The sequence below is a fragment of the Alcaligenes sp. LTN-3 genome (assembly GCF_059735605.1).
In genome coordinates this window covers 80920-106743 of the sequence record NZ_JCAPDN010000003.1, presented here as the reverse complement: position 1 = coordinate 106743, position 25824 = coordinate 80920, and the positions used below count along the sequence as shown (strand labels likewise).

At 57.2% G+C, this 25824-nt stretch carries 27 protein-coding genes; 12 read left to right on the top strand and 15 right to left on the bottom strand.

The window, feature by feature from the left end; translation table 11 throughout:
* Nucleotides 1–527: 527 nt before the first annotated feature.
* The 8 genes from leuD to AC6I6N_RS13425 all read right to left on the bottom strand — a co-directional run bounded on the left by leuD (nucleotide 528) and on the right by AC6I6N_RS13425 (nucleotide 8348).
* On the bottom strand, nucleotides 528–1166 hold the full coding sequence (gene leuD, locus AC6I6N_RS13460) for a 3-isopropylmalate dehydratase small subunit (protein WP_497943564.1): 639 nt from the start codon (nucleotides 1164–1166) through the stop codon (nucleotides 528–530).
* A complete protein-coding gene (gene leuC, locus AC6I6N_RS13455; protein ID WP_497943563.1) occupies nucleotides 1163–2575 on the bottom strand; it encodes a 3-isopropylmalate dehydratase large subunit in 1413 nt (470 codons plus the stop codon). The genes leuD and leuC overlap by 4 nt, the downstream gene beginning before the upstream one ends.
* Nucleotides 2572–3477: a hydroxymethylglutaryl-CoA lyase gene (locus tag AC6I6N_RS13450; protein ID WP_497943562.1), complete on the bottom strand. Its 906-nt coding sequence runs from the start codon at nucleotides 3475–3477 to the stop codon at nucleotides 2572–2574. The genes leuC and AC6I6N_RS13450 overlap by 4 nt, the downstream gene beginning before the upstream one ends.
* On the bottom strand, nucleotides 3474–4685 hold the full coding sequence (locus tag AC6I6N_RS13445) for a CaiB/BaiF CoA transferase family protein (protein ID WP_497943561.1): 1212 nt from the start codon (nucleotides 4683–4685) through the stop codon (nucleotides 3474–3476). Before AC6I6N_RS13445 ends, AC6I6N_RS13450 begins: the two co-directional genes overlap by 4 nt.
* Before the next feature lie 128 nt (nucleotides 4686–4813).
* The gene (locus AC6I6N_RS13440) at nucleotides 4814–6112 is read right to left on the bottom strand and encodes a TRAP transporter large permease (RefSeq protein ID WP_321269216.1); all 1299 of its coding nucleotides are present in this window, start codon (nucleotides 6110–6112) and stop codon (nucleotides 4814–4816) included.
* A gap of 1 nt (nucleotide 6113) precedes the next feature.
* Nucleotides 6114–6632: a TRAP transporter small permease gene (locus tag AC6I6N_RS13435; RefSeq protein WP_094195256.1), complete on the bottom strand. Its 519-nt coding sequence runs from the start codon at nucleotides 6630–6632 to the stop codon at nucleotides 6114–6116.
* Nucleotides 6633–6691: 59 nt separating this feature from the next.
* Nucleotides 6692–7693: a TRAP transporter substrate-binding protein gene (locus AC6I6N_RS13430; RefSeq protein WP_094195257.1), complete on the bottom strand. Its 1002-nt coding sequence runs from the start codon at nucleotides 7691–7693 to the stop codon at nucleotides 6692–6694.
* Nucleotides 7694–7727: 34 nt separating this feature from the next.
* Nucleotides 7728–8348, bottom strand: a complete 621-nt coding sequence (locus AC6I6N_RS13425) for an isochorismatase family protein (protein WP_094195258.1) — start codon at nucleotides 8346–8348, stop codon at nucleotides 7728–7730.
* Nucleotides 8349–8519: 171 nt separating this feature from the next.
* On the opposite strand from AC6I6N_RS13425, the gene AC6I6N_RS13420 reads away from it, so the two are divergent.
* From AC6I6N_RS13420 to bfr, 3 genes are all read left to right on the top strand, one after another.
* Entirely contained in the window at nucleotides 8520–9404 is an 885-nt protein-coding gene (locus AC6I6N_RS13420; protein ID WP_094195259.1) for a LysR family transcriptional regulator, read from the top strand.
* A 130-nt stretch (nucleotides 9405–9534) separates the two neighbouring features.
* Entirely contained in the window at nucleotides 9535–9804 is a 270-nt protein-coding gene (locus tag AC6I6N_RS13415) for a (2Fe-2S)-binding protein (RefSeq protein WP_094195260.1), read from the top strand.
* A 270-nt stretch (nucleotides 9805–10074) separates the two neighbouring features.
* A complete protein-coding gene (gene bfr, locus AC6I6N_RS13410; protein ID WP_094195261.1) occupies nucleotides 10075–10554 on the top strand; it encodes a bacterioferritin in 480 nt (159 codons plus the stop codon).
* 142 nt (nucleotides 10555–10696) lie between these two features.
* Here bfr and AC6I6N_RS13405 read toward each other — a convergent pair whose 3' ends face one another.
* The 4 genes from AC6I6N_RS13405 to AC6I6N_RS13390 all read right to left on the bottom strand — a co-directional run bounded on the left by AC6I6N_RS13405 (nucleotide 10697) and on the right by AC6I6N_RS13390 (nucleotide 15306).
* Nucleotides 10697–11320 (bottom strand): hypothetical protein, encoded by a 624-nt coding sequence (locus AC6I6N_RS13405; protein WP_094195262.1) that lies wholly within the window; start codon nucleotides 11318–11320, stop codon nucleotides 10697–10699.
* 110 nt (nucleotides 11321–11430) lie between these two features.
* Complete coding sequence (locus AC6I6N_RS13400; RefSeq protein WP_094195263.1) at nucleotides 11431–13044, bottom strand: peptide chain release factor 3; 1614 nt, start codon at nucleotides 13042–13044, stop codon at nucleotides 11431–11433.
* 97 nt (nucleotides 13045–13141) lie between these two features.
* Entirely contained in the window at nucleotides 13142–13765 is a 624-nt protein-coding gene (locus AC6I6N_RS13395; protein ID WP_094195264.1) for a LysE family transporter, read from the bottom strand.
* Between the two features lie 65 nt (nucleotides 13766–13830).
* Complete coding sequence (locus AC6I6N_RS13390) at nucleotides 13831–15306, bottom strand: DEAD/DEAH box helicase (protein ID WP_230019491.1); 1476 nt, start codon at nucleotides 15304–15306, stop codon at nucleotides 13831–13833.
* 426 nt (nucleotides 15307–15732) lie between these two features.
* On the opposite strand from AC6I6N_RS13390, the gene AC6I6N_RS13385 reads away from it, so the two are divergent.
* From AC6I6N_RS13385 to AC6I6N_RS13365, 5 genes are read left to right on the top strand one after another with little or no spacing between them, the layout of a single operon-like run.
* Complete coding sequence (locus tag AC6I6N_RS13385; RefSeq protein WP_094195266.1) at nucleotides 15733–16353, top strand: LemA family protein; 621 nt, start codon at nucleotides 15733–15735, stop codon at nucleotides 16351–16353.
* A 20-nt stretch (nucleotides 16354–16373) separates the two neighbouring features.
* Nucleotides 16374–17330, top strand: coding sequence for a TPM domain-containing protein (locus tag AC6I6N_RS13380; protein WP_094195267.1), 957 nt, complete (start codon nucleotides 16374–16376; stop codon nucleotides 17328–17330).
* A gap of 17 nt (nucleotides 17331–17347) precedes the next feature.
* Nucleotides 17348–17842 carry a TPM domain-containing protein gene (locus tag AC6I6N_RS13375; RefSeq protein ID WP_497943560.1) on the top strand — a complete coding sequence of 165 codons (495 nt, stop codon included), beginning with the start codon at nucleotides 17348–17350 and terminating at the stop codon, nucleotides 17840–17842.
* Between the two features lie 15 nt (nucleotides 17843–17857).
* Complete coding sequence (locus AC6I6N_RS13370) at nucleotides 17858–19264, top strand: DUF2868 domain-containing protein (protein ID WP_125277879.1); 1407 nt, start codon at nucleotides 17858–17860, stop codon at nucleotides 19262–19264.
* On the top strand, nucleotides 19261–20709 hold the full coding sequence (locus AC6I6N_RS13365; protein WP_121737685.1) for a DUF3482 domain-containing protein: 1449 nt from the start codon (nucleotides 19261–19263) through the stop codon (nucleotides 20707–20709). The genes AC6I6N_RS13370 and AC6I6N_RS13365 overlap by 4 nt, the downstream gene beginning before the upstream one ends.
* 11 nt (nucleotides 20710–20720) lie before the next feature.
* On the opposite strand, the gene AC6I6N_RS13360 is transcribed toward AC6I6N_RS13365, so the two are convergent.
* From AC6I6N_RS13360 to AC6I6N_RS13350, 3 genes are all read right to left on the bottom strand, one after another.
* Nucleotides 20721–21164, bottom strand: coding sequence for a DUF488 family protein, N3 subclade (locus AC6I6N_RS13360; protein WP_321269237.1), 444 nt, complete (start codon nucleotides 21162–21164; stop codon nucleotides 20721–20723).
* A gap of 233 nt (nucleotides 21165–21397) precedes the next feature.
* Nucleotides 21398–21646, bottom strand: a complete 249-nt coding sequence (locus AC6I6N_RS13355) for a GlsB/YeaQ/YmgE family stress response membrane protein (protein WP_094195272.1) — start codon at nucleotides 21644–21646, stop codon at nucleotides 21398–21400.
* A gap of 275 nt (nucleotides 21647–21921) precedes the next feature.
* Entirely contained in the window at nucleotides 21922–22098 is a 177-nt protein-coding gene (locus AC6I6N_RS13350) for a hypothetical protein (RefSeq protein WP_159063886.1), read from the bottom strand.
* 311 nt (nucleotides 22099–22409) lie between these two features.
* Between AC6I6N_RS13350 and thpR the strand changes: the two genes are divergently transcribed.
* The 4 genes from thpR (at nucleotide 22410) to AC6I6N_RS13330 (ending at nucleotide 25820) form a co-directional block, all read left to right on the top strand.
* Entirely contained in the window at nucleotides 22410–23009 is a 600-nt protein-coding gene (thpR, locus tag AC6I6N_RS13345; RefSeq protein ID WP_094198228.1) for an RNA 2',3'-cyclic phosphodiesterase, read from the top strand.
* Nucleotides 23006–23944 (top strand): LysR family transcriptional regulator, encoded by a 939-nt coding sequence (locus tag AC6I6N_RS13340; protein WP_230019486.1) that lies wholly within the window; start codon nucleotides 23006–23008, stop codon nucleotides 23942–23944. The genes thpR and AC6I6N_RS13340 overlap by 4 nt, the downstream gene beginning before the upstream one ends.
* Before the next feature lie 195 nt (nucleotides 23945–24139).
* Nucleotides 24140–24814 carry a DUF4286 family protein gene (locus AC6I6N_RS13335; protein ID WP_094195274.1) on the top strand — a complete coding sequence of 225 codons (675 nt, stop codon included), beginning with the start codon at nucleotides 24140–24142 and terminating at the stop codon, nucleotides 24812–24814.
* Between the two features lie 37 nt (nucleotides 24815–24851).
* A complete protein-coding gene (locus AC6I6N_RS13330; protein ID WP_108727086.1) occupies nucleotides 24852–25820 on the top strand; it encodes a TRAP transporter substrate-binding protein in 969 nt (322 codons plus the stop codon).
* The last annotated feature ends 4 nt before the right edge of the window (nucleotides 25821–25824 follow it).

Below are 25824 nucleotides of genomic sequence, written 5' to 3'. Positions count from 1 at the left end.
TCATTTGTAGCATCTGCTTGTAGGGGGTTCAAGCAGTTAGGTGGCTTTGTGATATAAAAACGACCCTAATAAACTTAAGGGTATAAGGAGACGATGCAGTCGATTTTGCTCCGAAATCGCGCCGGAATTAGGGTTTCAGGGGGATTTTTGAGCAAAATCGTGGCACGTCTGACTCGACGGTGGGAATGCGTCCCGTGGAGCAATTTTGGCAAAACAGGCGATGTTTGCTTGGCAAGGGGAAGGCAGAGGAGCGGTGATGACTCCCGGCTATAAGGGAGCGGCTCAAGAAATTGTTTTATTTTTGGCCTGAACTGGCTTGAGCTGTGTTTCGATACTTGTCGACTGCGACTGCGACTGCGACTGCGACTGCGACTGCGACTGCGACTGCGACTGCGACTGCGACTGCGACTGCGACTGCGACTGCGACTGCGACTGCGACTGCGACTGCGACTGCGACTGCCAGGGCGGGAGGCAGGTAGGCAGCGGTGGAAGTCCCCTTCCGCGACTGCCCCCTTTATCTATCGTCCTTAGCTAAATAACCAGGGTTCCTGTTTCCGGCGTTTCTGTTCGTAAGCCTGGATCTGATCCATTTTCTGTTCCGTCACGCTAATGTCGTCCAGCGCCAGCAGCAGGCGGTGGCGACGTTCTGGTTCCACCTGAAAACGGATGTGCTGGTCGGGACCGATCACCATGCAGGCTTGCAGATCCACCGTCCATTCACCCCACGGATTGTGCGTGACAGCAGTGAATAAGGCATCAATCTGCTCCGCAGCCAGTTGTATGGGCAACATGCCGTTTTTAAAGCAGTTATTGCGGAAGATGTCGGCAAATGAAGGGGCGATCAGCACCGCAATGCCCAAATCCTTCAGTGCCCAGACCGCGTGTTCACGGCTGGACCCGCAGCCAAAATTCTCGCGTCCCAGCAGAATTCGTGCCCCTTGTGCGCTGGGCTGATGCAGACAAAAACTGTTGATCGGCTCACGCTCGGCCAGCGGTTTGCCAGGGTAGCCAATATCGGCGTAACGCCAGTTGTCGAAGGCATATTGCCCAAAGCCGGTACGCGACAAGGAGGTCATGTACTGCTTGGGCAAGATCGCGTCGGTATCCACATTGGCGCGGTCCAGCGCAATCAGGCGCGAGCGCACGGAAGTAAAAGCTGTGTTCATACGGCGTCCCAGTGGCGGATATCGACAAGATGGCCTGCAATTGCGGCGGCAGCAGCCATGGCGGGGCTCATCAGGTGTGTGCGTCCCAAGGCGCCCTGCCTGCCCTCGAAGTTACGGTTGGAGGTGGAGGCGCAGCGCTCGCCCGGATTTAGACGGTCTTCGTTCATGCCTAGGCACATGGAGCAGCCCGGCTCGCGCCATTCAAAACCGGCTTGCGTGAATACCTGGTCCAAGCCTTCCTGCTCGGCCTGACGGCGTACCAGTCCCGAGCCGGGGACCACCAAGGCTTGCCGCACCGTGCTGGCTACGCGCTTGCCTTTGACCATGGCCGCAGCGCTACGCAGGTCTTCAATGCGAGCGTTGGTACAGGAGCCAATAAACACCCGGTCTACGGCGATGCCTGCCAGCGGTTGGCCGGCCTGCAGATCCATATAGTTCAAGGCGCGTTGAGCATCAGCCTGTTTACCCGTGGCGGCTGCTAATGGATCAGGCACAAGCTGGTCGATGGCCGCCGCCATATCGGGGGACGTGCCCCAGGTCACGGTGGGGGCGACTTGTGCGGCGTCGATTTGCAGGTGCTGATCGTATTGGCAACCCTCATCGCTGATCAGCGTGCGCCAGTATTGTTCCGCCTTGTCCCATGCCTGTCCTTTCGGTGCCAAGGGACGGCCGCGCACATAGTCCAGGGTCTTGTCGTCCACGGCGACCAAGCCAATACGGGCACCCGCTTCGATCGCCATATTGCACAAGGTCATGCGCCCTTCCATGGACAAGGCCCGGATGGCCGGACCGGTAAATTCAATGGCGCAGTCCCGCCCGCCGTCCGTGCCCATGTGGGCAATGACGTGCAGGATCAGATCCTTGGCGGTGCTGGTGGCAGGCAGTTCGCCTTGCACGTCTATTTGCAGGCTGCGCATGCGCTTTGTGGCCAGGCACTGCGTGGCCAGAACATGCTCCACCTCGGAGGTGCCAATGCCAAAGGCCAAGGCGGCAAACGCGCCATGTGTGCTGGTGTGGGAATCGCCAGCCACAATGCTGGAACCGGGCAAGGTCATGCCTTGTTCGGGTCCGATCACGTGGATGATGCCTTGGCGCTCGTCATCCAGCCCAAAGTAGCGCAGGCCAAACTCCCGGCTATTGATTTCCATCTGGTCGATCTGCGCTTGGGCCAACGGATCTTCCAGACGCTGATTGCGGCGGCGGGTGGGCACGTTGTGGTCCACCGTCGTCAGCGCGGTGTCGGGGCGACGCACCGAGCGTCCGGCCAAGCGCAAACTCTCGAAGGCTTGCGGACTGGTGACTTCGTACAACAACTGACGGTCTATGTAGATCAGATCATGCTCATTGTCTACCGCCGCAACGCGATGTGTATCCCAGAGCTTTTGAAACAGGGTACGGGCTGTGTTCATGGTTGGCACACTTTCAAGGCATAGGCCGGCCCGGCTTTGTGCAGGCGACTTTGAATAGGCTCTTGCGTCAGAGCCGCGATTTCTTCGGCTAAAGGCTGGAGCGCTTCCAGATTCAAGCCTGTGTCCACGCCGCTGATCTGGAACATATGCGCCAGATCTTCCAGGCTGGCATTGCCGCTGGCACCAGGGGCATAAGGGCAACCGCCCAAACCGGCCAAAGCCGCATCGAAACGACGCCCGCCTTCACGGTACGCCGCCCAGGCATTGGCCAGTGCCAGCCCGCGGGTGTCATGAAAATGGCCGGTGACGCCCTGCTCGCCATACAAACTCAAGGCGGCTTGGGTCAGGCGCTCTACCTCTACAGGTGAACCCATGCCAGTGGTATCGCACAGGCTGATGGAACTGGCTCCCATGCGCTGCACTTGCTGTATCAAGCTAATGACATGTGCGGGGGCGACGGGGCCAGTAAAGGGGCAGCCAAAAGCGGTGGACAGGGATACGTTGACCGGCGTCTTGCCTGCTGCCTCCAGTACCTGCTCCAACTGGACCAGCGATTGTGTAATGTTCATGCGCAGGTTGGTCTGGTTATGCGCTTCAGAGGCTGAAAACACAAAATTCAGCTCGTTCATACGGGCTGCCAAGGCGCGCTGTGCCCCACGCAGGTTGGGGACCAGCGCGGTGTAGCAGACCTGAGGGGCGCGTGTAGTCAGGCTGGCCAGCTCATCGGCATCTGCCAGGGATGGAATGGCTTTGGGTGAAGTAAAGGACGTCAGCTCGATCTTGCGCACGCCGCATTGAGGCAGCGCTTGTGCGATACGCAGCTTGTCCGGCGTAGGCACCCAGCGTGGCACGATTTGCAGGCCGTCTCGCAAGGTGACGTCGGTGATCAATACGGTACTCATTCCACGGTTCCTTGTTCACGCAGGGCTTGGCGGCGCTCCGGGCTGATGCCTAGTTCTTGCAGGATGCTATCGGTGTGTTCGCCCAACTCTGGCCCCAACCATTGGGTGGCACCGGGGCTGCGGCTAAGCTTGGGCACAATGCCGGGGATGGTCAGTTCCTGGCCGTCTTGCAGCGTGTGTGTTTCCAGCATGCCGCGAGCCTGGTAGTGCGGGTCATCCAGAATGTCGGCGGCGGTGTAGATACTGCCGCTGGGAACTTCAGCCTGATCCAGCACGCCCAGTACCTCTTCCAGGCTGCGGCCGCCGGTCCAGTCGCCAATGGTCTGGTCCAGCATGGCGCTGTGTTCCACACGTCCGGCGTTGTCGGACAAGCGCGGATCGTGGGCCAGATCGGGACGGTCCATGGCCTGCATCAAACGGATGAAGATGGCATCGCTGTTGGCGGCAATCACCACCCATTTACCATCGCCGGTGGGGTAGGTGTTGGACGGGGCGATACCGGGCAAGCTGGCTCCAGTGCGTTCGCGTTGATGGCCGTTCAGTTGATAGTCTGGAATCAGGCTTTCCATGATGGCAAAGACGGATTCATATAAGGCCACATCAATCATTTGGCCTTGTCCCCCTTCCTGGCGCAGATGGTGCATGGCCAGCAGCGCGCCTATGGTGCCGTACAGTGAAGCCAGCGTATCGCCCAGGCTGACACCGGCTCGTACGGGGGGGCGATCCGGATAGCCGGTGCCATACCGCAGGCCACCCATACATTCTGCGATGGCTGCAAAGCCAGGGCGGCGGTGATAAGGGCCGTCCTGCCCATAGCCGGAGACGCGCACCATGATCAGGCGCGGGTTCAGTGCATGCAGTGTTTCCCAGCCCAGGCCCCAGTGCTCCAGCACACCAGGGCGGAAATTTTCAATGACAATATCGCTTTGTAAAGCCAGTTCACGGGCAATTTCCTGGCCTTCGGGCTGGCGCAGATCCAGCGCAATGGAACGCTTGTTGCGGCTTTGCACACGCCACCACAGCGAGGTGTCCTTATGCAACTGCCGCCAGCGGCGCAGCGGATCGCCCTTGCCGGGCGGTTCGATCTTGATGACATCGGCCCCGAATTGGGCCAGCAAGCTACCGGCATAAGGGCCGGCAATCAGCGAACCCAGCTCCAGGACTTTGATCCCTTTGAGCGGTGATTCGGTAATGTTTTTCTTATCCATATCTGTTTCCTCCAGTTATTGATTCTGGGATAGAAATGGAAAGTGGAAAAGCAGTTAAATATTATGCTGCCATCGTAAAAAACGTGGATGGAAATAAATAAAAACCCGCATGGCGCGGGTTTTTGTTTTTAAAGTTTTCTAGGTAGCCAAAGAATGATTTCTGGAAATATCGTCAAGATGATAATCGCCACAATTTCCAGGGCGACAAAGGGCAGCGCGCCACGTGTAATCTGCTGCAATGAGATCTGCGGAGCAATACCTTTGATGACGTATAAATTCAATCCCACCGGCGGTGTAATGACGGCCATTTCGCAGGCAATAATCATGACGATGCCAAACCACAATGGGTCGTAGCCCAGAGCAATAATAACGGGTAGTACAACGGGGGTGGTAATTAGAATAAGAGAGACAATATCCAGAAACATGCCGATCAAAATAAGAAACAGCAGAATGAATATTAAAATTACCCACGATGGCTGAGACGAGGCGGTAATCAGCGCAACCAGTTTTTGCGGAATCATCAGACGCGTCATGATGTAGCCAAACAGCAGTGCTGCGGCCAGAATCAGCAAAATCATGCCGCTGGTGACGGCTGTGGAGCGCAATATTTGCAGTGCAGTGCGCCAGTTCATCTCGCCATAGGCCATGGCGATCAGAAAGGCTCCCGTTGCGCCGATGCCAGCGGCTTCGGTGGGGGTGGCAATACCCAGATAGATCGTGCCCAGAACCAGCAAAATCAGCAGTGCGGCAGCCCAGATATCTTTCAGGGCACCGAGCTTTTGCGCCCAAGTTACCGTTTCGGCATTGCGAGGGGCAGCTTCGGGGCGGAAGATGGCAATGAACACGACATACATGACCATCATGACAGTTACCATCAGGGCCGGCAGCAAGGCACCAATGAACAACTTGCCGATGGATTGGTCCGCCATTTCGCCATACAGCACAAAGCCGATGCTGGGAGGAATCAGCAAGGCCAGTGCACCGGCGGCAGCAATGGTGCCACCAGACAGGCTAGGTGAGTAGCCACGCTTGAGCATTTCAGGAATGGCAAAGCGGCCAATGGTGGCGGCACCGGCCACACTGACCCCGCTCATGGCACCGAACACAGCCGAGCTGCCTATGCTGGCCACTGCCAAACCACCGGGCAAACGGTTCAACCAAAGGTAAAACAACTGATAGAGCTTGCCGCCGATACTGGTTCGCGCAATGACTTCGCCCATCAAGATAAAGAGCGGGATGGCGATCAGGGAATAGCTGGCCATGCCACGGTGCAAGGTGGCGGGGATGACGTCCAGACCGGCCAGTCCGGACTTCATTAAAATGCCGGAAATACTGGCAACACCCAGTGCGGCGAAGATGGGGGTGCCGATGACCATCAGGATGGCAAAGCAAGCCATCATCAGGCTGAAGATGAGCATGGAATCCATGTCAGAACTCCTTGATGCTGTCGTTGGATTCCACGCGGTTCGGAATGAACAATTGGCGCAGGGCAGCCAGGCCCAGCAAAGTACCACCCAGCGGAATCATGCCGTACGCCATCCACAGGGGGAAACGCAGCATGGACGATGAGCGGTAGTTGCGGGCAAGGGCCGTTTCCACTACCGAAATACCGGCCCATAGCAGCACCAAGCAGAAAAACAGAATGCACAGTTGCGACACGCAGGAGGCCAGGCGCTGGCCGCGTGGAGAAAACTTCTGATGGAAAGCCTCCACGCTGACGTGGCGGTTTTCCAGATGGACCCAGCCTATGGACAGCCAGGAGCAGATCAGCAGCAAATAGACACATATTTCAGTGATATAGATGCTGGGACTGTTAAAGACATAGCGAGCGATAACGCCGTAGGTGCAGGCAAGCATCAATGCAGCCAGCGCGATTTCGGCTACAAAAATGGCGACTCGGTTGCTGCCATGCGCAAAGGCACCCAGGAAATGAGTAAGTGAATTCATGGTGTCTCCACACGAGGGCTGCACGCCAGCACTTCATACTGGCGTGCATTCACGCGTGATCAGGGCTGGCGGGTTTTCTCGATCAGGTCCAGGTAGGCAGGACCGTTATCAACCTGCTTGCTCCACTCGTCAATAGCGGGACGGGTCAGTTTGCGCATCTCGTCCAGTTGTGCAGGTTCAATGCGGTTGATGGTTACGCCGGCTTGTTGGTAGCGCGTCAGAGCCTGGTCTACAAAGGCGTTAACACGTTCAAACTGCTCTTGGTCCCGCTGGTGAGCGGCCTTGCGGATGATCTCTTGCAGATCAGGTGGCAGGGACTCCCACTTTTTACGGTTGATGGTCAGCACGGACACGTCGATACCAAAGTTGGCGATGGAAAGGTACTTGGCGACTTCGTACAGATTGCGGCCAATACCGGTCAGCAATGGGCGTGGGGTCGCGTCGATTACACCGCGGTCAAAGGCCAGGTATAGCTCGGAAGACGGCATGCCGGTAGGCGAGCCGCCCAGCAATTGCAGTGCGCGTGCGTCCATGGAGCTGGTCGAGGCCCAGACTTTACCCTTGGCATCAGCGGCCGAATTGATGGGGGACTTGCGGCTGTAGAACTCGTACGGATCCCAGGGAGCCAGGCCCAGCACAACGGCATCGTGCGTGTCGCGCAGCTCCTGCTCGGCACCTAGCTTGAACAGGCCCTGGTCCAGGGCGCGCTTTAGGTGAGCCGTGCTGTCAAACAGAAATGGCAGGGTGAAAATGTTCAGCGCAGGTATGGTACCGCTGGGGTAGGTGCTGGTCATGTTGATGATGTCCACGTCACCACGCGACAGGGCAGGCAGTTCCTCGTAGCCGTCAAACAACTGGCCGGAATGGAACACATTGATCTTGATGCGGCCCTGGCTTTCTTTTTCTACGTTCTGAACGAAGTTCTCGATGGGTTTCCAGGCGTATTCGTAAGCCGGTGGCAGGTAGGTTGAAAAGGTCAGCTCGACTTCTTGGGCGTGCGCAGGCGAGATGCCCAGCGTCAGGGTGCAGGCGGCCAGAGCCGCTGTCAGGGCTTTTTTCATGAATGTCTCCTGTGGTTTCTTTTTTTGTGTGGCGTTAAAGCGTGTGTAAATGGGCGATCAAGTTGGCCGAGGGCAGTACTTCGGCGTATTTGCTGGCCATATCGACCAGATTGCTGCGGTGTTGGGCTGGTGAGCGGTCAGCTACCGCATCTTCAGCCACGAACGGGGCAAATCCTGATTGCAGGCTGTCTACCACGCTGGCACGCACGCAACCGCTGGTGGTGGCGCCGGCCACAATCAGCATGTCGCAGCCTTGATGGGCCAGCAAGGCGGGCAGTGGCGTGCCATAAAAGGCGGAGGCCTGGGTCTTGTACAGGATGATGTCTTGTGCAGGGTCGTAATCGAGCCGTGGATCCAGCTCACAGGCCGAGGAGCCGCGCAGCAGGCAGCGCAATGACGAAGCCTTGGTCAGCCACAGATTGGCGTCGGCCAGATGGGCTTCGTAGCCAATGATGGTGAAAATAACGCGGCCCTTGCCACGCATGGCGCCGATCAAGGCATTGGTTTGCTCGATCTGGCTGTCGCAGTTTGATGCCAGTGGTGTCAGACCAGGCTCTGTAAAACCGCGTTGAAAGTCGATAACGACCAAAGCTGGCTGTTGCCCCAAGGGCAGGGTGCCGTCAAACCCCCCTTTCAGATTGTCGCTGTCGCGCATTTGTTCTCCCTTTACTATTTTTCCCCGATTTAATTAATCAGGTTCCGTATTATTTGTGTAGTCTGTCATCGCTAATGACGTGAGTACAGCGTCAAAATACGATGGTGCTATCGCAATTTATGATGGTAAGGCGCTTGTCGATTCGCCTCTCCTAGGATGGAATACCGGCTTATGAACATCGATCCCAAATCTTTGCGGCTATTTTTGTTGGTGCTGGAACGCGGCACCATCTCGGGGGCGGCCGAGCAGTTTCACATTGCGCCTGCGGCAGTCAGCAAGCGCCTTAGCGATCTGGAGCAGCAATTAGGCGCGGCTTTGATCGAGCGTAGCAATAAAGGTGTGTATCCGACCGCAGCAGGTAAATCGCTGGCTGCCATGGCTCAGCGTTTGCTCGATGATATGGACGCCATGGGGGCCTTGATGCGTGACTTTGCCGGAGGGGCTACCGGCAATGTGCGGATTGCGGCGAACCTGTCCTCCATCACGCAATTTCTGCCGCAGGCCCTAAGCTCTTTTATGGCGCGTCATCCTAAAGTGCGGGTGTCGTTGGAGGAGCGGATCAGTGCCGGAGTCGCGCAGGCGGTGGCTGACAATAATGCGGATCTGGGTGTGTTGATTCGAGGCGTAGGTAGTGCTGAGGTGGAGTACTACGACTACCGTCAGGACCAGTTGGTTTTGCTGGTGTCGGCGAATCATCCATTGGCTGGACGGAACGAGCTGGCCTTTAGTGAAACGCTGGATTTTGACTATGTCGGGATGCATACCGGCAGTCACCCCAATCTTTTGCTGTTACGTGCTGCCAGCGAGCTGGAGCGTACCTGGCGTTGCCGTGTACAGGTAACCAGCTATGATGCCCAATGCCGCATGATTGAGGCCGGTCTGGGCATTGGTGTGCTGCCGCGCTCTGTGGCGCAATCCTATGTGCAAAGCCTGGGCCTGGTGATGTGTGTGATCAAGGAACCTTGGACGGCTCGTCGTGTCGCCTTGTGTGTGCGTAGCCGTTATAGCTTGTCGCCCGCTGCGCGCTTGTTGATGGACCACTTGTTGCAGAATTGATGCGTTTGTCGGTGTTGGGCCAGCCTGCAAAGGCAGGCGGAAAGCGCTTCTTGGATATATGTTGGCGTGATAGCTTTCTTAATGAGAATGACTCTTGATATTTTTATGTTTCTTGATAATAATAGTTCTCATGTTTATCTGCATATGTAACGCGATCACCGAGCGTCAAGTACAAGAAGCTGTACGTGGCGGCGCTTCCAGCCTGGCAGACCTGCAAGGTCAGCTTGGCGTGGCGTCTTGCTGTGGCTGCTGCGCCGAGACTGCTCAGGATTATTTGCCCGGCGGGCGCTATGCCAATCAAAGCATGATTGCTAGCCTTGAAACCGCCCGGGTGGATTACGCTGCCAACGACAGCCTGATCCCTGCCCCTGAGTTCGGCCGCCTTGTTTGTCGCGCCTAAGCGCGTGTTTTTGATCAGGATTTCACATTCCCGCTGTTGCTAGTGGGAATGATTGTTATTGTTCCTGCTACTAACCCAAAAGTGCAACGCTTTCTGGGTGCTTCTTTGTTTTTTAAGCCATTGCCCATGCGTGCATGGTAGCCTGTCACATTCACCTCCCACTGTGTTTTTGCCTATATCGCGCTTGTGTGCGATCACTGGCGGAAGTAGCGTTTGTGGGGGCTCGGCGGCTCCTTGGGGGGAGCGCCGTCAGATTTACAGGAGAACAGCATGTTTGGCGATAAAGTGGTAATTCAGCATCTGAACAAGCAGCTAAAGAACGAACTAACAGCAATCAATCAATACTTCTTGCACGCTCGCATGTTGAACCATTGGGGCTTTAACAAGCTGGGCAAACATGAGTATGACGAGTCCATCGGCGAGATGAAGCACGCCGATATGCTGATCGAACGTATCTTCATGTTGGACGGCCTGCCCAACCTGCAGGACATGCACAAGATCATGATCGGTGAGAACGTGCCTGAACTGCTGGGCTGTGACTTGAAGCTGGAACAGGCTGCCCGTCAGACGGTGGTGGAAGCGATTGAGTACTGTGAGTCCACCCGCGATTATGTCTCGCGTGATTTGTTTTTGAAGATTTTGGACGATACCGAAGAACACATCGATTGGCTGGGTACACAGCTGGAGCTAATCGAAAAAGTGGGACTGCAGAACTACCTGCAATCACAGATGGGCGATCACGGCGAGTAAGCTTGCTGGTTGCTCAGACAATAAAAAGCACCCGTTCTCTAACGGGTGCTTTTTTATTTTCCCTGCCATTCGCAGTGCGCGGCCTTGGACGTGCAGTGCTAAGGGTAAAGGGTGGTAGTGGTCAAAAAACGCGGCTGTTTCTTTAGAAGGATTTTTTTGGACAGCCAGGAACCTTGCCCCATGCATCGTTTGGACCGCAATATTTATTCCGGGCGTCCCAGGAGCAACTTGGGCGATCAAAAAATCCTTTTTGGCTACAGGCATTTAACTCTTGCTGCAGTTGTGCCTGCCAGGCGCCGCCATTGTTGCTGGCCACTTGAATATCTTGTGGTGGTGGTGGCGGTGGTGTGCCGACATCGACCGGCTGAATGGGCTCGGTGCCACCCAGATTCACGCGGGCAATTCCTTGCAACTCCCGGTTCTGCTCGGCCATGGCGATTTGTATCGCCTGCTCCAGCGAAATGGAGGTTGTGGCCAAAGCAATGGGAGGCTGCTCTTCAGTAAGGGTAGATGTGTCAATTTCCCAAGCAATCGGCGTTGGGGCTTGTGGCACGCCTAAGCGACCGTTGATCAAGGGTTGTGGCGGCTGGGCGGTAAAGGGCTTGCCATCGGCATCGAGCGTAGGCAGATCGGACGGATCAGGCGTACTGACCACCATAGACTTCTCTGGGCCGTGCGCGATGAGCCAGTTCCCCAGTTCCAGGCCGCCCCATACTGAGGCACCTGCGGCCAGCAGCAAGACAGCAATGATAAAACGCCAGGGCATAAGCGATGTCTCGGTTTTGAGTCAGGAGCGATCCGATGGGTCGGATGCGCGTTATTAAAAGAAAAGAGCCGTCATTGTAGCGAAATGTCGGCCCTGTTCTTGTGACAGAATTAGACGGCATCCCCGAAAACGTGTCCACCGTGTTCACGTAATGCGTGAAATTCAATGCCTGGATTGAGCTCCTGAGCCACACGCAGTTGCGCAGGCGATGTTGCTAAAAAGGCAATGGCCTCGACCACGTCATAGGCAATATTGCCGGCGTTGGTCTCGATAAACTTCTTCATGTCTTTAGGGTCTTTGGCGGTGACCCAACGAGCCAGGTTAAAGCGGCTGGACGATAGGCGTGCTTCCACACCGTATTCGGTTTTCAGGCGGTGTGCCACCACTTCAAACTGCAGTTGGCCGACAGCACCCAGGAGCATCATGCCGCCTGCCATATGGGGACGGAACACCTGAATGGCGCCCTCTTCACCCAGTTGGGTCAGGCCGGTACGCAACTGTTTAGTGCGCAAAGGATCTTTGACCTCAATGGACTGGAACAGTTCAGGGGCAAAGAACGGCAAGCCGGTGAACTGCAGGTTTTCGCCTTCAGTCAGCACGTCGCCCAATTGCAGGATGCCGTGATTGGGGACACCGATGATGTCACCGGCAAAGGCATCGTCCAGCAGTTCACGACGTTGCGACAGGAAGGACACCACGTTGTTGGGGCGAATTTCCTTGCCAGTACGTGACACTTTCAGTTTCATGCCGCGCTTGAAATGGCCCGAGCTGACGCGCACAAAGGCCACGCGGTCACGGTGGGCGGGGTCCATATTGGCTTGCACCTTGAACACCACACCACTGAACTTGGGTTCGTCGGGCTGCACTTCGCGCTGCAAGGCGGCGCGTGGGCCTGGAGAAGGGGCCAGGTCAACCAGCGCGTCCAGCACTTCCTGCACACCAAAGTTATTGATGGCCGAGCCAAAGAAAACAGGCGTTTGCTGGCCAGCCAGGAACATTTCCAGGTCGAACTCTGGGGCGGCGGCGTTGAGCAGCTCAATCTCTTCCTGTGCCTTTTCAAAGGGTTCGCCAAAACGCTCGGCAATCACGGGGTTGTCCAGGCCGGGGATGATTTCATCCTGGCCATGGCGTTCCTGACCGGGTTTGAACACACGCATATGATTGGCGCGCAGATTGAACACACCGCCAAAGCGACGCGCCATCCCGATAGGCCAGGAAAAAGGCACTACTTCCATACCCAGGTGCGACTCAATTTCCGACAGCACATCCAGCGGCTCTTGAACTTCGCGGTCCAGCTTGTTCACAAAGGTGATGATGGGCGTATTGCGAGCCCGGCACACTTGCAAGAGGCGGATGGTCTGCGGTTCCACACCGTTGGCCGCGTCAATCACCATCAAGGCGGCGTCCACAGCGGTCAGCACACGGTAGGTATCTTCCGAGAAGTCCTGGTGACCAGGGGTGTCGAGCAAGTTGATCACGCAGTCGCGGTACTCCATCTGCATGACCGAGGAGGCCACCGAAATACCACGTTGTTTTTCAATTTCCATCCAGTCCGAGGAGGCGTGGCGGCTGGCTTTACGGGCCTTGACGCTCCCTGCAATCTGAATCGCACCTGCGAACAGCAGCAGTTTTTCAGTCAGTGTGGTCTTACCCGCGTCAGGGTGCGAAATGATGGCAAAGGTGCGGCGTTTCTTGACTTCAGAGCGTATGTCACCGGACGACATTGAAAATCCTTGTGGCAGCGCCAGTCTGGCGCGTGGAAAACAGTGAGCGAATTATCCGTAAAGCAGGGCTTGGGGGCAAGTTGATGCGTGCACAAGGCTAACGCGACACGCCGGCCAATACCGTCCCTGCCAGGATAAATAGCGAACCGAATACGCGGTTCAGCAGCCGTACGTGGCTGGCCTGACGGAGCAAATGCAACATGCGCGCGGCCAGCGAGGTGTAGCAACCCATGGCCACCAGATCCGTAAAGCACAGGGTCATGGCGATCAGCAGGTATTGCAGTGGCATGGGCCGATTCAAGTCCAGAAACTGGGGCATGATGGCCAGCAGAAATACCAGCCCCTTGGGGTTGGTGATATTGATCAGACAACCACGAAGCAATAGATCACGAATGCGAAAATCGCTGGGTGCCTGGCCTGTGACCTGCACCGGCATGGCGTCAGTGCGTAATTGCTTCCAGCCCAGATAAATCAGGTACGCCGCGCCCAGCCACTTAAGCGTGGTGAACGCCAGTTCCGAGCGCGCCAGAACTTGTCCAAGCCCCAGGCTGATGATGAATATCTGGATCATGATTCCGATATTCAGGCCAATCGCCATCCAATACCCACGTTTGAAGCCGTATTTCAGGCCCGAGGACATGGAGGAGATCGCGCCGGGACCGGGTGAGAAGGAAATGACCCAGGAAGCCGCGAAAAAGGCGAGCCAGGTGCTCAGTGCCATGGTGTGCTCGGTTCAAAGGCGGGCGCTGTGCCCGCCTTTGGCAGGCACAGCCCCTTTTGCAGGGTTTAGGCTTTGGCTTGGGCGGCGCTGCGGTTGCTGCGGTTCGGGCCACGGCTGTCCTGACGGCCACCGGGGCGGCCTTGACCGGCACGGGCAGCACCACCACCTGCACCACCAGGAGCGGCGCTGCGACGTGGACGGTTGTCATTGCCAGGACGGCGTGGACGGCTTTCGCCATTACCACCACGGCCTTCAGGCGAGCGAGCCTGACCACCACCGCCACCTGAGCGGCGAGCACCTGCTGGAGCACGAGCACCAGGGCCAGGAGCGCTGTGGAAACGGCGCTCTGCGTAGGTGTCTTCCTTGGCTTCTTCAGCCAGAGCAGCACGCGAGGGAGGCGTCCAGCCTTCCACCACAATGCGCTCGATAGGATTGCGGGTCATGCGCTCGATCTGCTTGAGCAAACGCATTTCGCTGCGATCGACCAGCGACAGGGCCACGCCTTCGCTACCGGCACGGCCAGTACGGCCAATACGGTGAACGTAATCTTCAGGCACGTTAGGCAGTTCGAAGTTCACCACGTAAGGCAGTTGATCAATGTCCAGACCACGTGCGGCGATGTCGGTGGCAACCAGCACCACAACCTTGCCGTTCTTGAAGCCGGCCAGCGCACGGGTACGAGCCGCCTGGCTCTTGTTGCCGTGCAGGGCTTCAGCCGCCATACCGTCTTTGGACAGTTTTTCGGCCAAACGGTTGGCGCCGTGCTTGGTGCGGCAGAACACCAGCACCTGGTTCCAACTGCTTTCGCGGATGATGTGGCTTAGCAGGTCACGTTTGTGTGCCTGGTCAGCCAGAATCACTTGCTGGGTAATCAGTTCATTGGTGGTGTTGCGAGCAGCAACAGCCACTTCGACCGGGTTGTTCAGCGAGCTGCGGGCCAGCTCACGGATTTCGTCCGAGAAGGTAGCCGAGAACAGCAGGGTCTGACGCTCAACGGGCATCAGGCTGATGATCTTGCGAATGTCGCGGATAAAGCCCATGTCCAGCATGCGGTCGGCTTCGTCCAGCACCAGAATTTCCACGCCAGTCAGGTCTACCGTGCGTTGACGCACGTGATCCAGCAAACGGCCAGGGGTGGCGACCAGAATGTCCAGTGGCTTGCGCAGGGCATGGAACTGGGGGTTGATGTTCACGCCACCAAACATGACCATCGAGCGCAGACGGGTGTGCTGGCTGTACAAACGTACCGATTCTTCAACCTGGGCGGCCAGTTCACGGGTAGGAGCCAGGATCAGCGCACGTGGGCGGCCTGGTTTACGATTTTGCTGAGGGTTGTTCAGCAGACGGTGCAAGATAGGCAGGGTAAAGCCTGCGGTCTTGCCAGTGCCGGTTTGAGCAGCGGCCAACAGGTCACCACCTTCAATGACCTTAGGGATAGCCTGGGCCTGAATAGGGGTGGGGTGGGTATAGCCTGCGTCGGTTACAGCACGCAACAGAGGTTCTGCCAGCTCAAGAGAGGCAAAAGTGATTTGAGAGTCCAAGAATTTTCCAGTGACTAGCCCAAAAGCCCTCTTTGGGGCCCTACCAATCCAGGCTAAGGTATTTTGTTTATGGCGACGATGCCACGGCAGGGGCAAGAACGCCGCCTGCTGCAAGAGGCGCAGTGATTGGTGCGCTGCGCAATCAGCCATTATAGCGTGAAATCAGTAAAAATCCTCATTGACCATCTTGTATCATTTTGAGTGGTCGCGTTAAAACAACCTGTTTCAAGCATCAAAGGTCAGGCTTGCTGCGTAGCCGGATTTGACAGAAATTGTTAAGCGCCGTCATAGACGCACTTGTTATGCGGCGGGACGCGGTTTACGCTGGGCGTGCACGCACTGCCGGGCTCGGTTTGGCAGGTGCCCGAGCGAATGGGTTAAAACCCTTTTTTGTTGTTTATCTGCTTATTTTTGCAGGAAAAAATCATGACATCATGGATACGATGGGTCTTTATCAGCAGTGTAGCGGTCTTGCTCTCTGGTTGTGGGTATAACGAGATCCAGCGCTTGGACGAGCAGGTCAAGGCTGCTTGGTCGCAAACCTTGAATCAATACGAGCGCCGGGCCGAACTGGTGCCCAAACTGGTCAGCTCGGTCAATGCCTATATGGTTAACGAGCGCGCGGTGCTCACCCAAGTCACTGAGGCTCGCGCCAAGGTCGGCACGATTCAGATGAAAGTGGATGATCTGGACAACCCCGAAGTCATGGCGCGTTTCCAGCAAGCCCAGAACCAGTTGTCCTCGGCCTTGTCGCGTTTGATTGCCGTCTCGGAAAACTACCCACAACTGAAAAGCGACGGCCTGTTCCGTGATTTGATGACACAGCTTGAAGGCACGGAAAACCGTATCGCTACCGAGCGTGGCCGTTATGTACAGGCTGTGCAGGAATACAACCTGTTCATTCGTCAGTTCCCTACCCTGATTACCGCCAAGCTATTTGGTTACAAGGTCAAGGAAAACTACGGTGTGGATCGTCAAAGCGAGATCACGCGGGATCCCGAGGTCAAGTTTGATATCCCTGCGACCCCTGCTCCTGCCGGGTCTTGATTAATTCTGGAGGTGGCACCATGAACGTGCACGATCTTGCACGGACTGCTGGGCCTGGGTCTGCACGTTCTGGCAGGCTGGTCTGGGTTTGTGGCTGGTTGATGGCACTGCTGTTCTTGTGCTGGCCCTGGGCACAAGCGCATGCCAAACCCGAGCCTATTCCCGCCATTGCGGGTTGGGTGACCGATACCACGGGCACCTTGAGTCCGGATCAAAAAGACGCCCTGAACCAGCAGCTCAAGGCGGTGGAGCAGGAAAAAGGCGCACAGGTGGTCATTTTGATGGTGCCCACCACGGGCGACGAAACCATCGAGCAATACGCCTTGCGTGTTTTTGATCAGTGGGAAATTGGCCGCAAAAAAGTGGATGATGGCATCTTGCTGTTGGTGGCCAAGGATGATCGCCGCATGCGTATCCAGACCGGCTACGGCTTGGAAGGCGCAGTGACCGATTTGCAGGCTGGCCGCATCATTCGCGAACAGATGACGCCTCGTTTTATGGAAGGCAATTTCTACGCTGGTATTCAGGCTGCTGCCGATAGTCTGGTGGGCTTGGTCAATGGTGAAGAGCTTCCCCCTCCCCCTAAGAATGCGCCTGTTACTTCGTCAGGTGAAGAAGGCGTGTTCTGGGAGCCTTTGCTGGCTGTGGGGGCAATTGTGTTTTTTGCCTCTCCCTTGTTTGCTGCCTTTGCCGCAGGCGTCTTTACCCTGATTGTCTCGGGCAGTATTGGCTTGGCCTTGTTGGCTGCTGTTGTGGGCGCTGGATTGAGCCTGATTGGCCGACTCTTTGGTGCGGGCGGTAAGTCCAGTTCCGGGCGTGCCTCGCGCCGTGGTGGCGTCATTGGAGGGTTGGGCGGTTATTCTTCCGGTGGCTTTGGTGGAAATGGTAGCAGTGGCGGGGGCTTCGGTGGTTTTGGCGGAGGCAGCGGCGGCGGTGGTGGCGGTAGCGGAGGCGGTGGCGCTTCCGGTAGTTGGTAAGGCCACAGGGGAGCGATATGCGTGTGAATTGGAAAGAACTCTCGGGCTGGGCGTCGGTGCAAGGTCAATGGCTGCGCCGTCGTTATTTCAATGCTGAAATGCTGGGCCATCTGGCTGAACAGATCCGCAAAGGTGAAGAGGATCATAGCGGTGAGCTGGTCGTCGCCATTGAAGCCGTTTTACCCGCTCATGAAGCCGACAGCGCCCAACGTGCTCTGGAGGTTTTTGGCCGTTTGCGTGTCTGGGATACGCCTTTGAATTCTGGCGTTTTGCTGTACCTGGCCTTGGGCCAACGCCGTATCCATATCATTGCGGACCGGGGTATCCAGGCCGATCCGGCGCAATGGGAACAGATCTGTCGGCAACTGGAGAAAGATCTGGCCTCGCGCGAGTATTTGTCCGGCTTGCTGGGGGCGGTCAGTGCCATCGAAGCTGTCTTGCAAAAAGGTGCCCCGACGCAGACTCCGGGTGCGGCGGGCAATGCTTTGCCTGACGAACCGGTACTCCTTTAAGTGGTGGCCAGTGCCATGAAACCGTCTGAATCCGTCGGCTCCTGGCAGCAGCAAACTCTGGTGGAAGCCATACGTTTGCGCGAAACCCTGTGGGGCCCTATTGAGGACCTGTCTGAATCGCGCCGTGCGCGGGCGGCGGGTGGTTCATTTGCTCAACGTGTATCGGCACGCGCTTTGGCTCTGGCGCGGCGCGATGGGCTGGAACAAGCCTGGACGCGTTGGTGGCGTATGGCCCGCCTCCTGCTGATCGCCATGGCGGTGCTGGCTTTGTTGGCAGGCGCCGGGACCGCTGCAGGAGCACTGGGCGATGGCAGTCGAGCCGTGAATGTATTGACGGCCTTGGGGGCTTTGCTGGGTTTGCACGCGCTGACCTTTATTTTCTGGCTGTTCAGCTTGTTCTGGTCCGGCAAAAGCGCTGGCACGGGCAGTTGGGCCAGTGATGCCTGGTGGTGGCTAAGTCGCCGCTTCGTCAAAGGCGATGCCAGTCTGGTACCCCAGGCTTTTGCCGCCGTACTGGCACGCCGAGGTAGCCAGTCCTGGCTAGCGGGTCTGATCAGCCATAGCTTGTGGGTGCTGGCCTTTTTGTCGGCCTTGAGCACCCTGCTGTTATTGCTGGCTTCGCGCCGCTATCACTTCAATTGGGAAACCACGCTTTTGACGCCAGATAGCTTTGTCTGGCTGGTTGAAGGCCTGGGTGCCCTGCCGTCCTTATTGGGCTTTGCCCAGCCCGATACCTTCACCATACGTAGCAGCGATGGCCTGCAAGTGCTGGATGCCCAGGCTCAGGCCCTGTGGTCCAGTTGGCTGTTGGGCGCGGTGGTCACCTATGGTTTGCTGCCTCGTGTGCTGGCCTTGGCCTGGAGCCTGTGGCAATGGCGTAAACATACGGCTCGCTTGAGTCTGGATGACAGCCTGCCGGGCCTGGCAGAGTTGCGTCCGCGCTTGATGCCAGCCAGCGAACCGACGGGCGTGGATGAATTGGCATCGCCCGACAGGGTGGCTCGCATTCAAAGCCAGCCCAGCACGCCTTTGACCGCTAATGCGCTGTGCGTGGTGGGGCTGGAGTTACCGCCAGAACATAGCTGGCCGCCTGCTTTCGTGCAGACACAGATGCAGGACTTGGGCCGGGTGGATTCGCGCGCTGAGCGCCTGGATATTCTGGGGCGCTTGCAGTCGGCCAGTCCTCGCCATTTGTTGATGGTATGTGATGCCGCCCAGACGCCGGACCGTGGTGTGGTGGCAACGCTGGTTGAATGGGCACAGTTGGCCCAGCAATCCGATGTGGTGTTGCTGGACGACGCCTTGGCCGACCCGGACCAGACGCGCCGTCGCAGTTGGCATGAGCGCTTGGTGGCGGCAGGCTTTGCGCCTGGGCAGATTCACGATCAATGGCCAGACTTGTCTACGAAGGAGCCATCATGAGTGCGGCGGCTTTGACGCTGGCGGTGGTGGGTCACACCAATACGGGTAAAACCTCTTTGCTGCGTACCCTGACGCGGGATACGGAGTTTGGGCAGGTCAGCAATAGCCCTGGCACTACACGGCATGTGGAAGGAGCCAGACTGACGGTGGACGGCGAGGCCCTGGTGGAGCTGTTCGACACCCCCGGCCTGGAAGACAGCATGGCCTTGCTGGACTTTATGGATCAGCTCAGCCAGCCCGGTGAACGTATTGATGGACCGGAGCGGATACGTCGTTTTCTGGAGTCCCCGGCGGCACAGGGCCGTTTCGAGCAGGAAGCCCGTGTGCTGCGCAAGTTGCAATCTTGCGATGCGGGTTTGTATGTGGTGGATGCGCGCGATCCTGTCTTGAGCAAGCATAAGGACGAGCTGACTTTGTTGGCCTATAGCGGGCGGCCTTTGCTGCCTGTGCTCAATTTTGTGCGTAGTCCGCAGGCGCGGGTACAGGAATGGCGCAGTGCGTTGGCACGTCTGGGGCTGCATGCCTTGGCGGAGTTCGATACGGTGGCACCGGCTTTGGATGGCGAGGCTTTACTGTACGACAAGCTTGCCGTTCTGCTGGAGACGCAGGCGGGAGTGTTGCAGCAGTTGAAAGTGGATTTGGCGCAGCAGGCGGTATTGCGGCGTCGAGACGCGATGCGGCTGCTGGCAGAATTGCTGGTGGATGTGGCGGCCTGGCGGGTCAGTACACCCTCGGACAAGGAGGCCATGGAACTGGCCGCGCAGCAGTTAAAGGAGCCGGTCTTGGCGCGCGAGGCCAAGAGTGTGCAGGCTTTGCTCAAGCGCTACAGCTTTGGCCGTCAGGATGTGGTGGCGGACCTGCTGCATTTTGACGGTGGTCGTTGGGGCATGGACTTGTTTGATCCCCAGGCCTTGAAGGAGTTTGGCGTGCAGTTGGGCAAGGGTGTGGCTGCCGGTGCCATGGCCGGCGCGACGCTGGATGTGATGACGGGCGGTCTGAGCTTAGGAACCGGGACGGTTCTGGGCGCCTTGGCAGGTGGTTTGTGGCAAGGCGCGGACAAATGGGGCCAGCGTTTGATGGGCAAGTTGCGGGGCGAGACTGAGCTTAGCGTGGATGATGCCGTCTTGCGCTTGCTGGCCGTGCGGCAGCTAAGTTTGATGGCGGCTTTGGAGCGACGCGGTCATGCCGCACAGACGCCGATTCGCCTGGGCGAGATTGATGCCGAGAATTTCGATCAGGCCTTGCAGCGGGAGTTGAATGTCTGGCGGGCACAAGGTCTGCCGGAGGAGCTGGCACAGGCACGGATTCATCCGGCCTGGTCGACTTTGCGAGCGGACTATGCGCCGGACTCACGGCGCGAGGCGTGTGTGCAGGGGTTGGTGCAGCGTCTGCTGGGGGCGCGCAATGCGCCTGGCGCTAATACTGTCGGGCGGCCGCAGGGATAGCCAGTCACGGCTTATTGCTTGTCTTCTTTCACTACGTGCGCGTAACAAACCGGCGAACTGGGTTCATTGCCGTCGTGTAGGCGATCCTCTTTGGCCAAAGCCTCGATCACAGCCTGTTTCAGCACCGTCAGATAGGAGGTTTGCGGGTCGTGGGTGGCGGTTAGCAATTGCAGCTCGCCTTGGCGGGCCAGTTTCATCAGGGGAAACAAGGCGTCGGGGTCGTGCTGCAGTTGTTCGTGATAGCGGTGCTGGAATTGCTCGGGGGAGATGGCGCCGCTATGAAAATTTTTGCGCAATTCGCTTGCCGGGCTGGCCTCGTGCAGCCATTGGATGTCGCCCAACTCGTCTTTGCTCAGACCGCGTGGCCAGAGGCGGTCTGTGAGTACACGGGCCGCTTTGCCGGCAGGCTCATGGATGGCGTTGTAAATGCGACTTAAGGTGATCGTGTAGGGCATGACTGGCTCCGGGAGCGTCAGGCTTTGTGTGTTCAGGCGCTGGCGGTCAATGACACAGCGTCTGTTTTTTCTGTGAGTCAGGGTCGCGATAGCTACAGGTATCAGTGAATCGCGCCTTATGCAGCCTGGCAGACTGCGGTATGGCAGCCTTCCAGTAGTGTGTGGCCGTGGGGATACTGCGGATTGCCAATCACATTAGCTGCAAGGCTGCGGTTTTGTATTTATACGGCGTTTTACGCTTTTTTGCTGATCAGTCCGTAGACAAAGAGGACGATGATGGCACCCACGATGGAGCCGATCCAGCCTGCGCCTTGCCCTGGCACGTACCAGCCCATGGCTTGTCCCAGATAACCTGCCACAAAGGCACCGACAATACCCAGGATGGTTGTCATTATCCATCCCATTTTTTGGTCGCCGGGCATGATGGCTCGTGCCAGCAAACCTACGATAAAGCCCACAATAATCATGGAGATAATACCCATCGTGCTACTCCTGTGCTGTGTGTCGGTCTGGGGTTCGGACCGCTCCGCTTATATTAGGTATGGAGTTTTTAGGCGTCTATCGTTTTGCGTTTTGGAAACAGAGAAAAACGTCAGGTTTTGTAAATGAAGGGCTTGTAATCCACTTCGTTATGTCGGGTGATCGTTGCCTGCATCTGGCTCGGCTTAACCCAGTAAGGCGGGTTTGCGTTTTTGTACCCACTGCGTGGCCTGCTCATATGCGTAGGGCAGTGACAGGAGACTTTGCGTTTGGCAATCTAGCCCGACAGGGTCTGCGTATTGGCCATGATGATGTCTCGGGCCATACCCCGGTCGGGGGAGGTTGTTGCGAAGGCTTGGCGCTCTAAAGAAGGGGGCCTGCCTGCCAGCGACAGCAAGCCGGTGGTTGTTAAAACGTGGTGGCGCGTACCCGGCTGTGTCGGGGAAACAGCCATGGTTGTCTCCGGTGTTTTTATAGGCTTTCCAAGCGGTCGAGCATATTCTATGCAGGTACAATGCGCGGCTCAAACGCCAAAAAATCATCAAGTTGATGCGGTCTGTGCATAAGCCGGTTCAAGCGTCAGCAAGGGGACAAGCATGGGCTTTCGCAAGCTGCGGCACTTTGTGGCCGTTTGCGAACACGGTACGTTTGTCAGGTCGCACGCAATTGCCGGCCTTGGATATTGTTTATGATCTGGCGCGCCGTCTTTGCAGGGCTTAGGCTAAACGCCCTTTTTCTCGATCCGTCTTGTTTGAGGGTTTGCTGATGACGATTCCCTTGCCTACGCTGGACCTGCAGTCGCTTGATGCCGATCACGTTTTGCGCGCATTTATCGGTTGGTGGCCGGACGTACAAACCCGTGCCTGGCTGGCCGAACAGGCGCTGCAGGCGCATGCGATTTACGGCGGGCGCATGATGCAGCCCGATCACTTTCACTTAACACTGGCATTTCTGGATGGCAGCCGCGTGTCTGATCTGCAGACCTTGGCGACACAGATGGCGCAATGGCCGGTGCCGCAGATCAAGATGGACCTGACAATGCGTGATGTGTTTGAGAAACCGCGAGTGGTGTGGGCTGGGCCGGACGCGTCGCAAAGCCAGGCATTGACGGCCTTGCAGCAGTGGCACGAAGAGATTTGGGCCAAACTGATTGCCTTGGGCTGGACCCGGCAACCACGTCTTTTTCGTCCGCATGTCTCCTTGCTGCGCCATGCTCAGATTGCTGCTGGTCAGCCGCATGGCCATGCTTTGCCTACGCAGGCTTTTGTGGGGGATGGTGTGGGCCTGATTGTCTCTGTTCCTGGTGAACAGCGCAGTCAGTATCATCTGGCTGCCATGATCAAGCCCGAAAGGACAGGTGCATGAATATCCGCTTTTTGGAAACCTTTATCTGGATCGCTCGCTTGGGCAGTTTTCGTGCAGCCGCGAACAAGCAGCATTTGACGCAAGCGGCTGTTTCAGGGCGGATTGCGGCCCTGGAAAGCGAGTTTCAGAAAACCCTGTTTGAGCGCGGTCACCGTGATCTACGCCTGACCCCGGCAGGACGCAAGCTGATGCAGTATGCCGAGCAGATGCTGGGTATGGAGCACGATTTGCGCGAGGCCCTGGCAGGCTCCAGCCGTTTAAGCGGCCGTATGCGCCTGGGTGTGGTCGAATCCATTGTGCATACCTGGTTCAAGGATTTGATTCGTCAGTTGCATGCCCTCTACCCCGAACTGGAAATAGAGCTGACCGCCGAATCCACCTTGCGCCTGCATGACTTGCTCAAGCGCGGCACCATTGATGTGGCCTTGCAGACCGACCCCATCATGGGGGATGGCATACGCAACCTGCCAATGGGCTCCATGCGCATGGGCTGGGTGTGCATGGCTGATGAATCCATGCCGGTACGTAGCGGCTTGCAGGAACTGGTGCAGCGTTGGCCTTTGGTGACGTTTCCCCGTGGCTCCCAGCCGCATCTGGCCTTGGTGCAATTGCTCGAACCCTTGCCGGTGGATCAGGCACGGATTCACTATGTCTCTTCGATTGCCGCCAGCACGCAATTGATTGAAGCTCAACCTTGCATTGCGACTTTGCCCTTGGCGGCAGTCAGCCGTCAGTTGGACAGTGGGCTGTATCAGGAGATTGTGTGTGAGCATGCCTTGCCCGACTTGCGCCTGGTCGCCAGTTGGCGGCCCGACCCTTTAACGCAGACCGCCCAGGCAGTGATTGGCGTGGCGCTGGAGCGCATGCATCATTTTGCGGCCGAGCATCCTGGACTGGCTTTACCCCCGCCAGACACGCGTGTCTTTGCCATTTAGCCTTTGAGGGTTTTCCCCTTGACTGTGCCTGTGTACGGATTGTCACCTTGCTTGATAATCTAGATACTGCGCCATTCGCTTTGTCTGATCGCTTTTTCCTATCGACCCAGGTGGAAATAAAACATTTGGACTCTGCTTAGAAGCCGTTGGACACTCCCACAAAGAGTGTGCAATAACCTTTTTGGGGAGGCTTTCGTGTCTGCTACTTTTCGTACTGATCGTGATGCACCGGGGGAACTGTTTATCTGGACGGATATCGCCCCTGAGCATGAGCAGGATTTCAATCAATGGTATGAGCGCGAGCACATGGCTGAACGCGCGGCCATACCGGGTTTTCAATGGTCGCGTCGTTATGTGCGCCATGGTGCCGGGCGCAAGTATCTGGCTTTGTATCGCACGCAGTCCTTGCGTGTTTTTGGGACGGCGGAATATAAAAAAGCCTTTGAGCAGCAAACGGACTGGTCTAATACCAATTTTGCCCGTATGAGCAATACCCAGCGCCGCGTAATGGCGGTGTCGTTGCTCGGTGGTGCTGGCACAGGTGCTGTTGTGTTGCTGGTACGTCTGCCAGAAGCGGCTCAGCGACAAGCGTTGGCACGTCAATGTGCCGCCTATCTGGAACAGACCGATGGCCTGCTGGCCTTGCGCGTACTGACACCTGATCCGGAGCTCTCTACCCCTTTACCGTCCGAGGATGTACAACAGCGCAGCCTGGACCCTTACCTGGTGGCTGATCTGACCACCCTTGACGCCGCTCGTATCCTGGCTGCCCGCTTGCAGCAGGATTTAGGGGTGGCAACAAACGATGTATCCGAGTTTTCTTTGCTGTGGGATCTGCAGTCACGGGATCTGAATGCGGGCCGCTCATAAGGCGGTCATCACCTCAATTCTTGGGAGAAGCGACATCATGATTAAAAAACTACTTTCCATTGCCTGCGTCTTTGCGTTGGCAGGCACTGCTCAGGCCGCGACCAACTGGAACATGAGTACCGAGCAGCCCGATAGCAATTTCCTGACGCAAAATGCGCGCGAGTTCGCGGCGGATATCAAAGCGGCGACTAATGGCGAATTGAATATCAACGTGCAGTCGAACTCGGTGCTGCTCAAGCGCCCCGAGGTCAAGCGTGGCGTCCAGCAAGGCGTGGTGCAGGCTGGTGAAATGCTGGTGGCGGCCATCGGTAATGAAGATCCCCTGTTTGAAGTCGATAGCGTGCCCTTGCTGGCTTCGTCGTTCGATGAGTCAGAAAAGCTCTGGAAAGCCACACGTCCCTTCCTGGCAGAGCGCCTGGACAAGCAAGGCATCATTCTGGTGTATGGCTCGCCTTGGCCACCACAGGGGATTTACACCAAAAACCCCGTGGAACAACTGTCTGACCTGGAAGGCGTGCGTTTCCGTGCTTATAGCCCGGCAACCAGCCGTTTGGTCTCCTTGATGGGGGCCGTGCCGACCACTGTGCAAACGCCCGAAGTCCCTCAGGCTTTTTCCACCGGCATTATCGATGCCATGCTGACCTCGCCCGCCACGGGTGTGGACTCGCAGGCCTGGGACTATGTGAAGTACTACTACGATGCCCAGGTGTTTATTCCACAAAGCTTTGTGATCATTAACAAGCGTGCCTTTCAGCGTCTGCCCGAGAATGTTCAGAAAGCGGTTCTGGAAGCGGGTGAACGCGCCGAACAACGCGGTTGGGCCATGTCGCGCGAGCAAACGTCCAAACTGACCCAGACCATGGCCGATAAGGGCATGGTGGTAGGCCAGTTAAGCGAAAAGTTGGCCGGCGAGATGCGGGCGATCGGCCAGACCATGACCGAAGAGTGGTTGAAGAAAGCCGGTGCCGACGGTCAGAAGCTGCTTGATACCTACCGTCAGCCCTAAACAA

What these genes read in the sequence shown, in the direction of transcription:
- AC6I6N_RS13350 (WP_159063886.1), bottom strand. Translation starts at nt 22,098, where the DNA reads ATGGCTGTTTCCCCGACACAGCCGGGTACGCGCCACCACGTTTTAACA.
- AC6I6N_RS13380 (WP_094195267.1), top strand. Translation starts at nt 16,374, where the DNA reads ATGAACGTGCACGATCTTGCACGGACTGCTGGGCCTGGGTCTGCACGT.
- AC6I6N_RS13365 (WP_121737685.1), top strand. Translation starts at nt 19,261, where the DNA reads ATGAGTGCGGCGGCTTTGACGCTGGCGGTGGTGGGTCACACCAATACG.
- AC6I6N_RS13450 (WP_497943562.1), bottom strand. Translation starts at nt 3,477, where the DNA reads ATGAGTACCGTATTGATCACCGACGTCACCTTGCGAGACGGCCTGCAA.
- AC6I6N_RS13355 (WP_094195272.1), bottom strand. Translation starts at nt 21,646, where the DNA reads ATGGGTATTATCTCCATGATTATTGTGGGCTTTATCGTAGGTTTGCTG.
- AC6I6N_RS13400 (WP_094195263.1), bottom strand. Translation starts at nt 13,044, where the DNA reads ATGTCGTCCGGTGACATACGCTCTGAAGTCAAGAAACGCCGCACCTTT.
- AC6I6N_RS13425 (WP_094195258.1), bottom strand. Translation starts at nt 8,348, where the DNA reads ATGCGCGACAGCGACAATCTGAAAGGGGGGTTTGACGGCACCCTGCCC.
- AC6I6N_RS13340 (WP_230019486.1), top strand. Translation starts at nt 23,006, where the DNA reads ATGAATATCCGCTTTTTGGAAACCTTTATCTGGATCGCTCGCTTGGGC.
- leuD (WP_497943564.1), bottom strand. Translation starts at nt 1,166, where the DNA reads ATGAACACAGCTTTTACTTCCGTGCGCTCGCGCCTGATTGCGCTGGAC.
- AC6I6N_RS13370 (WP_125277879.1), top strand. Translation starts at nt 17,858, where the DNA reads ATGAAACCGTCTGAATCCGTCGGCTCCTGGCAGCAGCAAACTCTGGTG.
- AC6I6N_RS13420 (WP_094195259.1), top strand. Translation starts at nt 8,520, where the DNA reads ATGAACATCGATCCCAAATCTTTGCGGCTATTTTTGTTGGTGCTGGAA.
- bfr (WP_094195261.1), top strand. Translation starts at nt 10,075, where the DNA reads ATGTTTGGCGATAAAGTGGTAATTCAGCATCTGAACAAGCAGCTAAAG.
- AC6I6N_RS13415 (WP_094195260.1), top strand. Translation starts at nt 9,535, where the DNA reads ATGTTTATCTGCATATGTAACGCGATCACCGAGCGTCAAGTACAAGAA.
- AC6I6N_RS13385 (WP_094195266.1), top strand. Translation starts at nt 15,733, where the DNA reads ATGACATCATGGATACGATGGGTCTTTATCAGCAGTGTAGCGGTCTTG.
- AC6I6N_RS13375 (WP_497943560.1), top strand. Translation starts at nt 17,348, where the DNA reads ATGCGTGTGAATTGGAAAGAACTCTCGGGCTGGGCGTCGGTGCAAGGT.
- leuC (WP_497943563.1), bottom strand. Translation starts at nt 2,575, where the DNA reads ATGAACACAGCCCGTACCCTGTTTCAAAAGCTCTGGGATACACATCGC.
- AC6I6N_RS13395 (WP_094195264.1), bottom strand. Translation starts at nt 13,765, where the DNA reads ATGGCACTGAGCACCTGGCTCGCCTTTTTCGCGGCTTCCTGGGTCATT.
- AC6I6N_RS13445 (WP_497943561.1), bottom strand. Translation starts at nt 4,685, where the DNA reads ATGGATAAGAAAAACATTACCGAATCACCGCTCAAAGGGATCAAAGTC.
- AC6I6N_RS13440 (WP_321269216.1), bottom strand. Translation starts at nt 6,112, where the DNA reads ATGGATTCCATGCTCATCTTCAGCCTGATGATGGCTTGCTTTGCCATC.
- thpR (WP_094198228.1), top strand. Translation starts at nt 22,410, where the DNA reads ATGACGATTCCCTTGCCTACGCTGGACCTGCAGTCGCTTGATGCCGAT.
- AC6I6N_RS13435 (WP_094195256.1), bottom strand. Translation starts at nt 6,632, where the DNA reads ATGAATTCACTTACTCATTTCCTGGGTGCCTTTGCGCATGGCAGCAAC.
- AC6I6N_RS13360 (WP_321269237.1), bottom strand. Translation starts at nt 21,164, where the DNA reads ATGCCCTACACGATCACCTTAAGTCGCATTTACAACGCCATCCATGAG.
- AC6I6N_RS13330 (WP_108727086.1), top strand. Translation starts at nt 24,852, where the DNA reads ATGATTAAAAAACTACTTTCCATTGCCTGCGTCTTTGCGTTGGCAGGC.
- AC6I6N_RS13405 (WP_094195262.1), bottom strand. Translation starts at nt 11,320, where the DNA reads ATGCCCTGGCGTTTTATCATTGCTGTCTTGCTGCTGGCCGCAGGTGCC.
- AC6I6N_RS13430 (WP_094195257.1), bottom strand. Translation starts at nt 7,693, where the DNA reads ATGAAAAAAGCCCTGACAGCGGCTCTGGCCGCCTGCACCCTGACGCTG.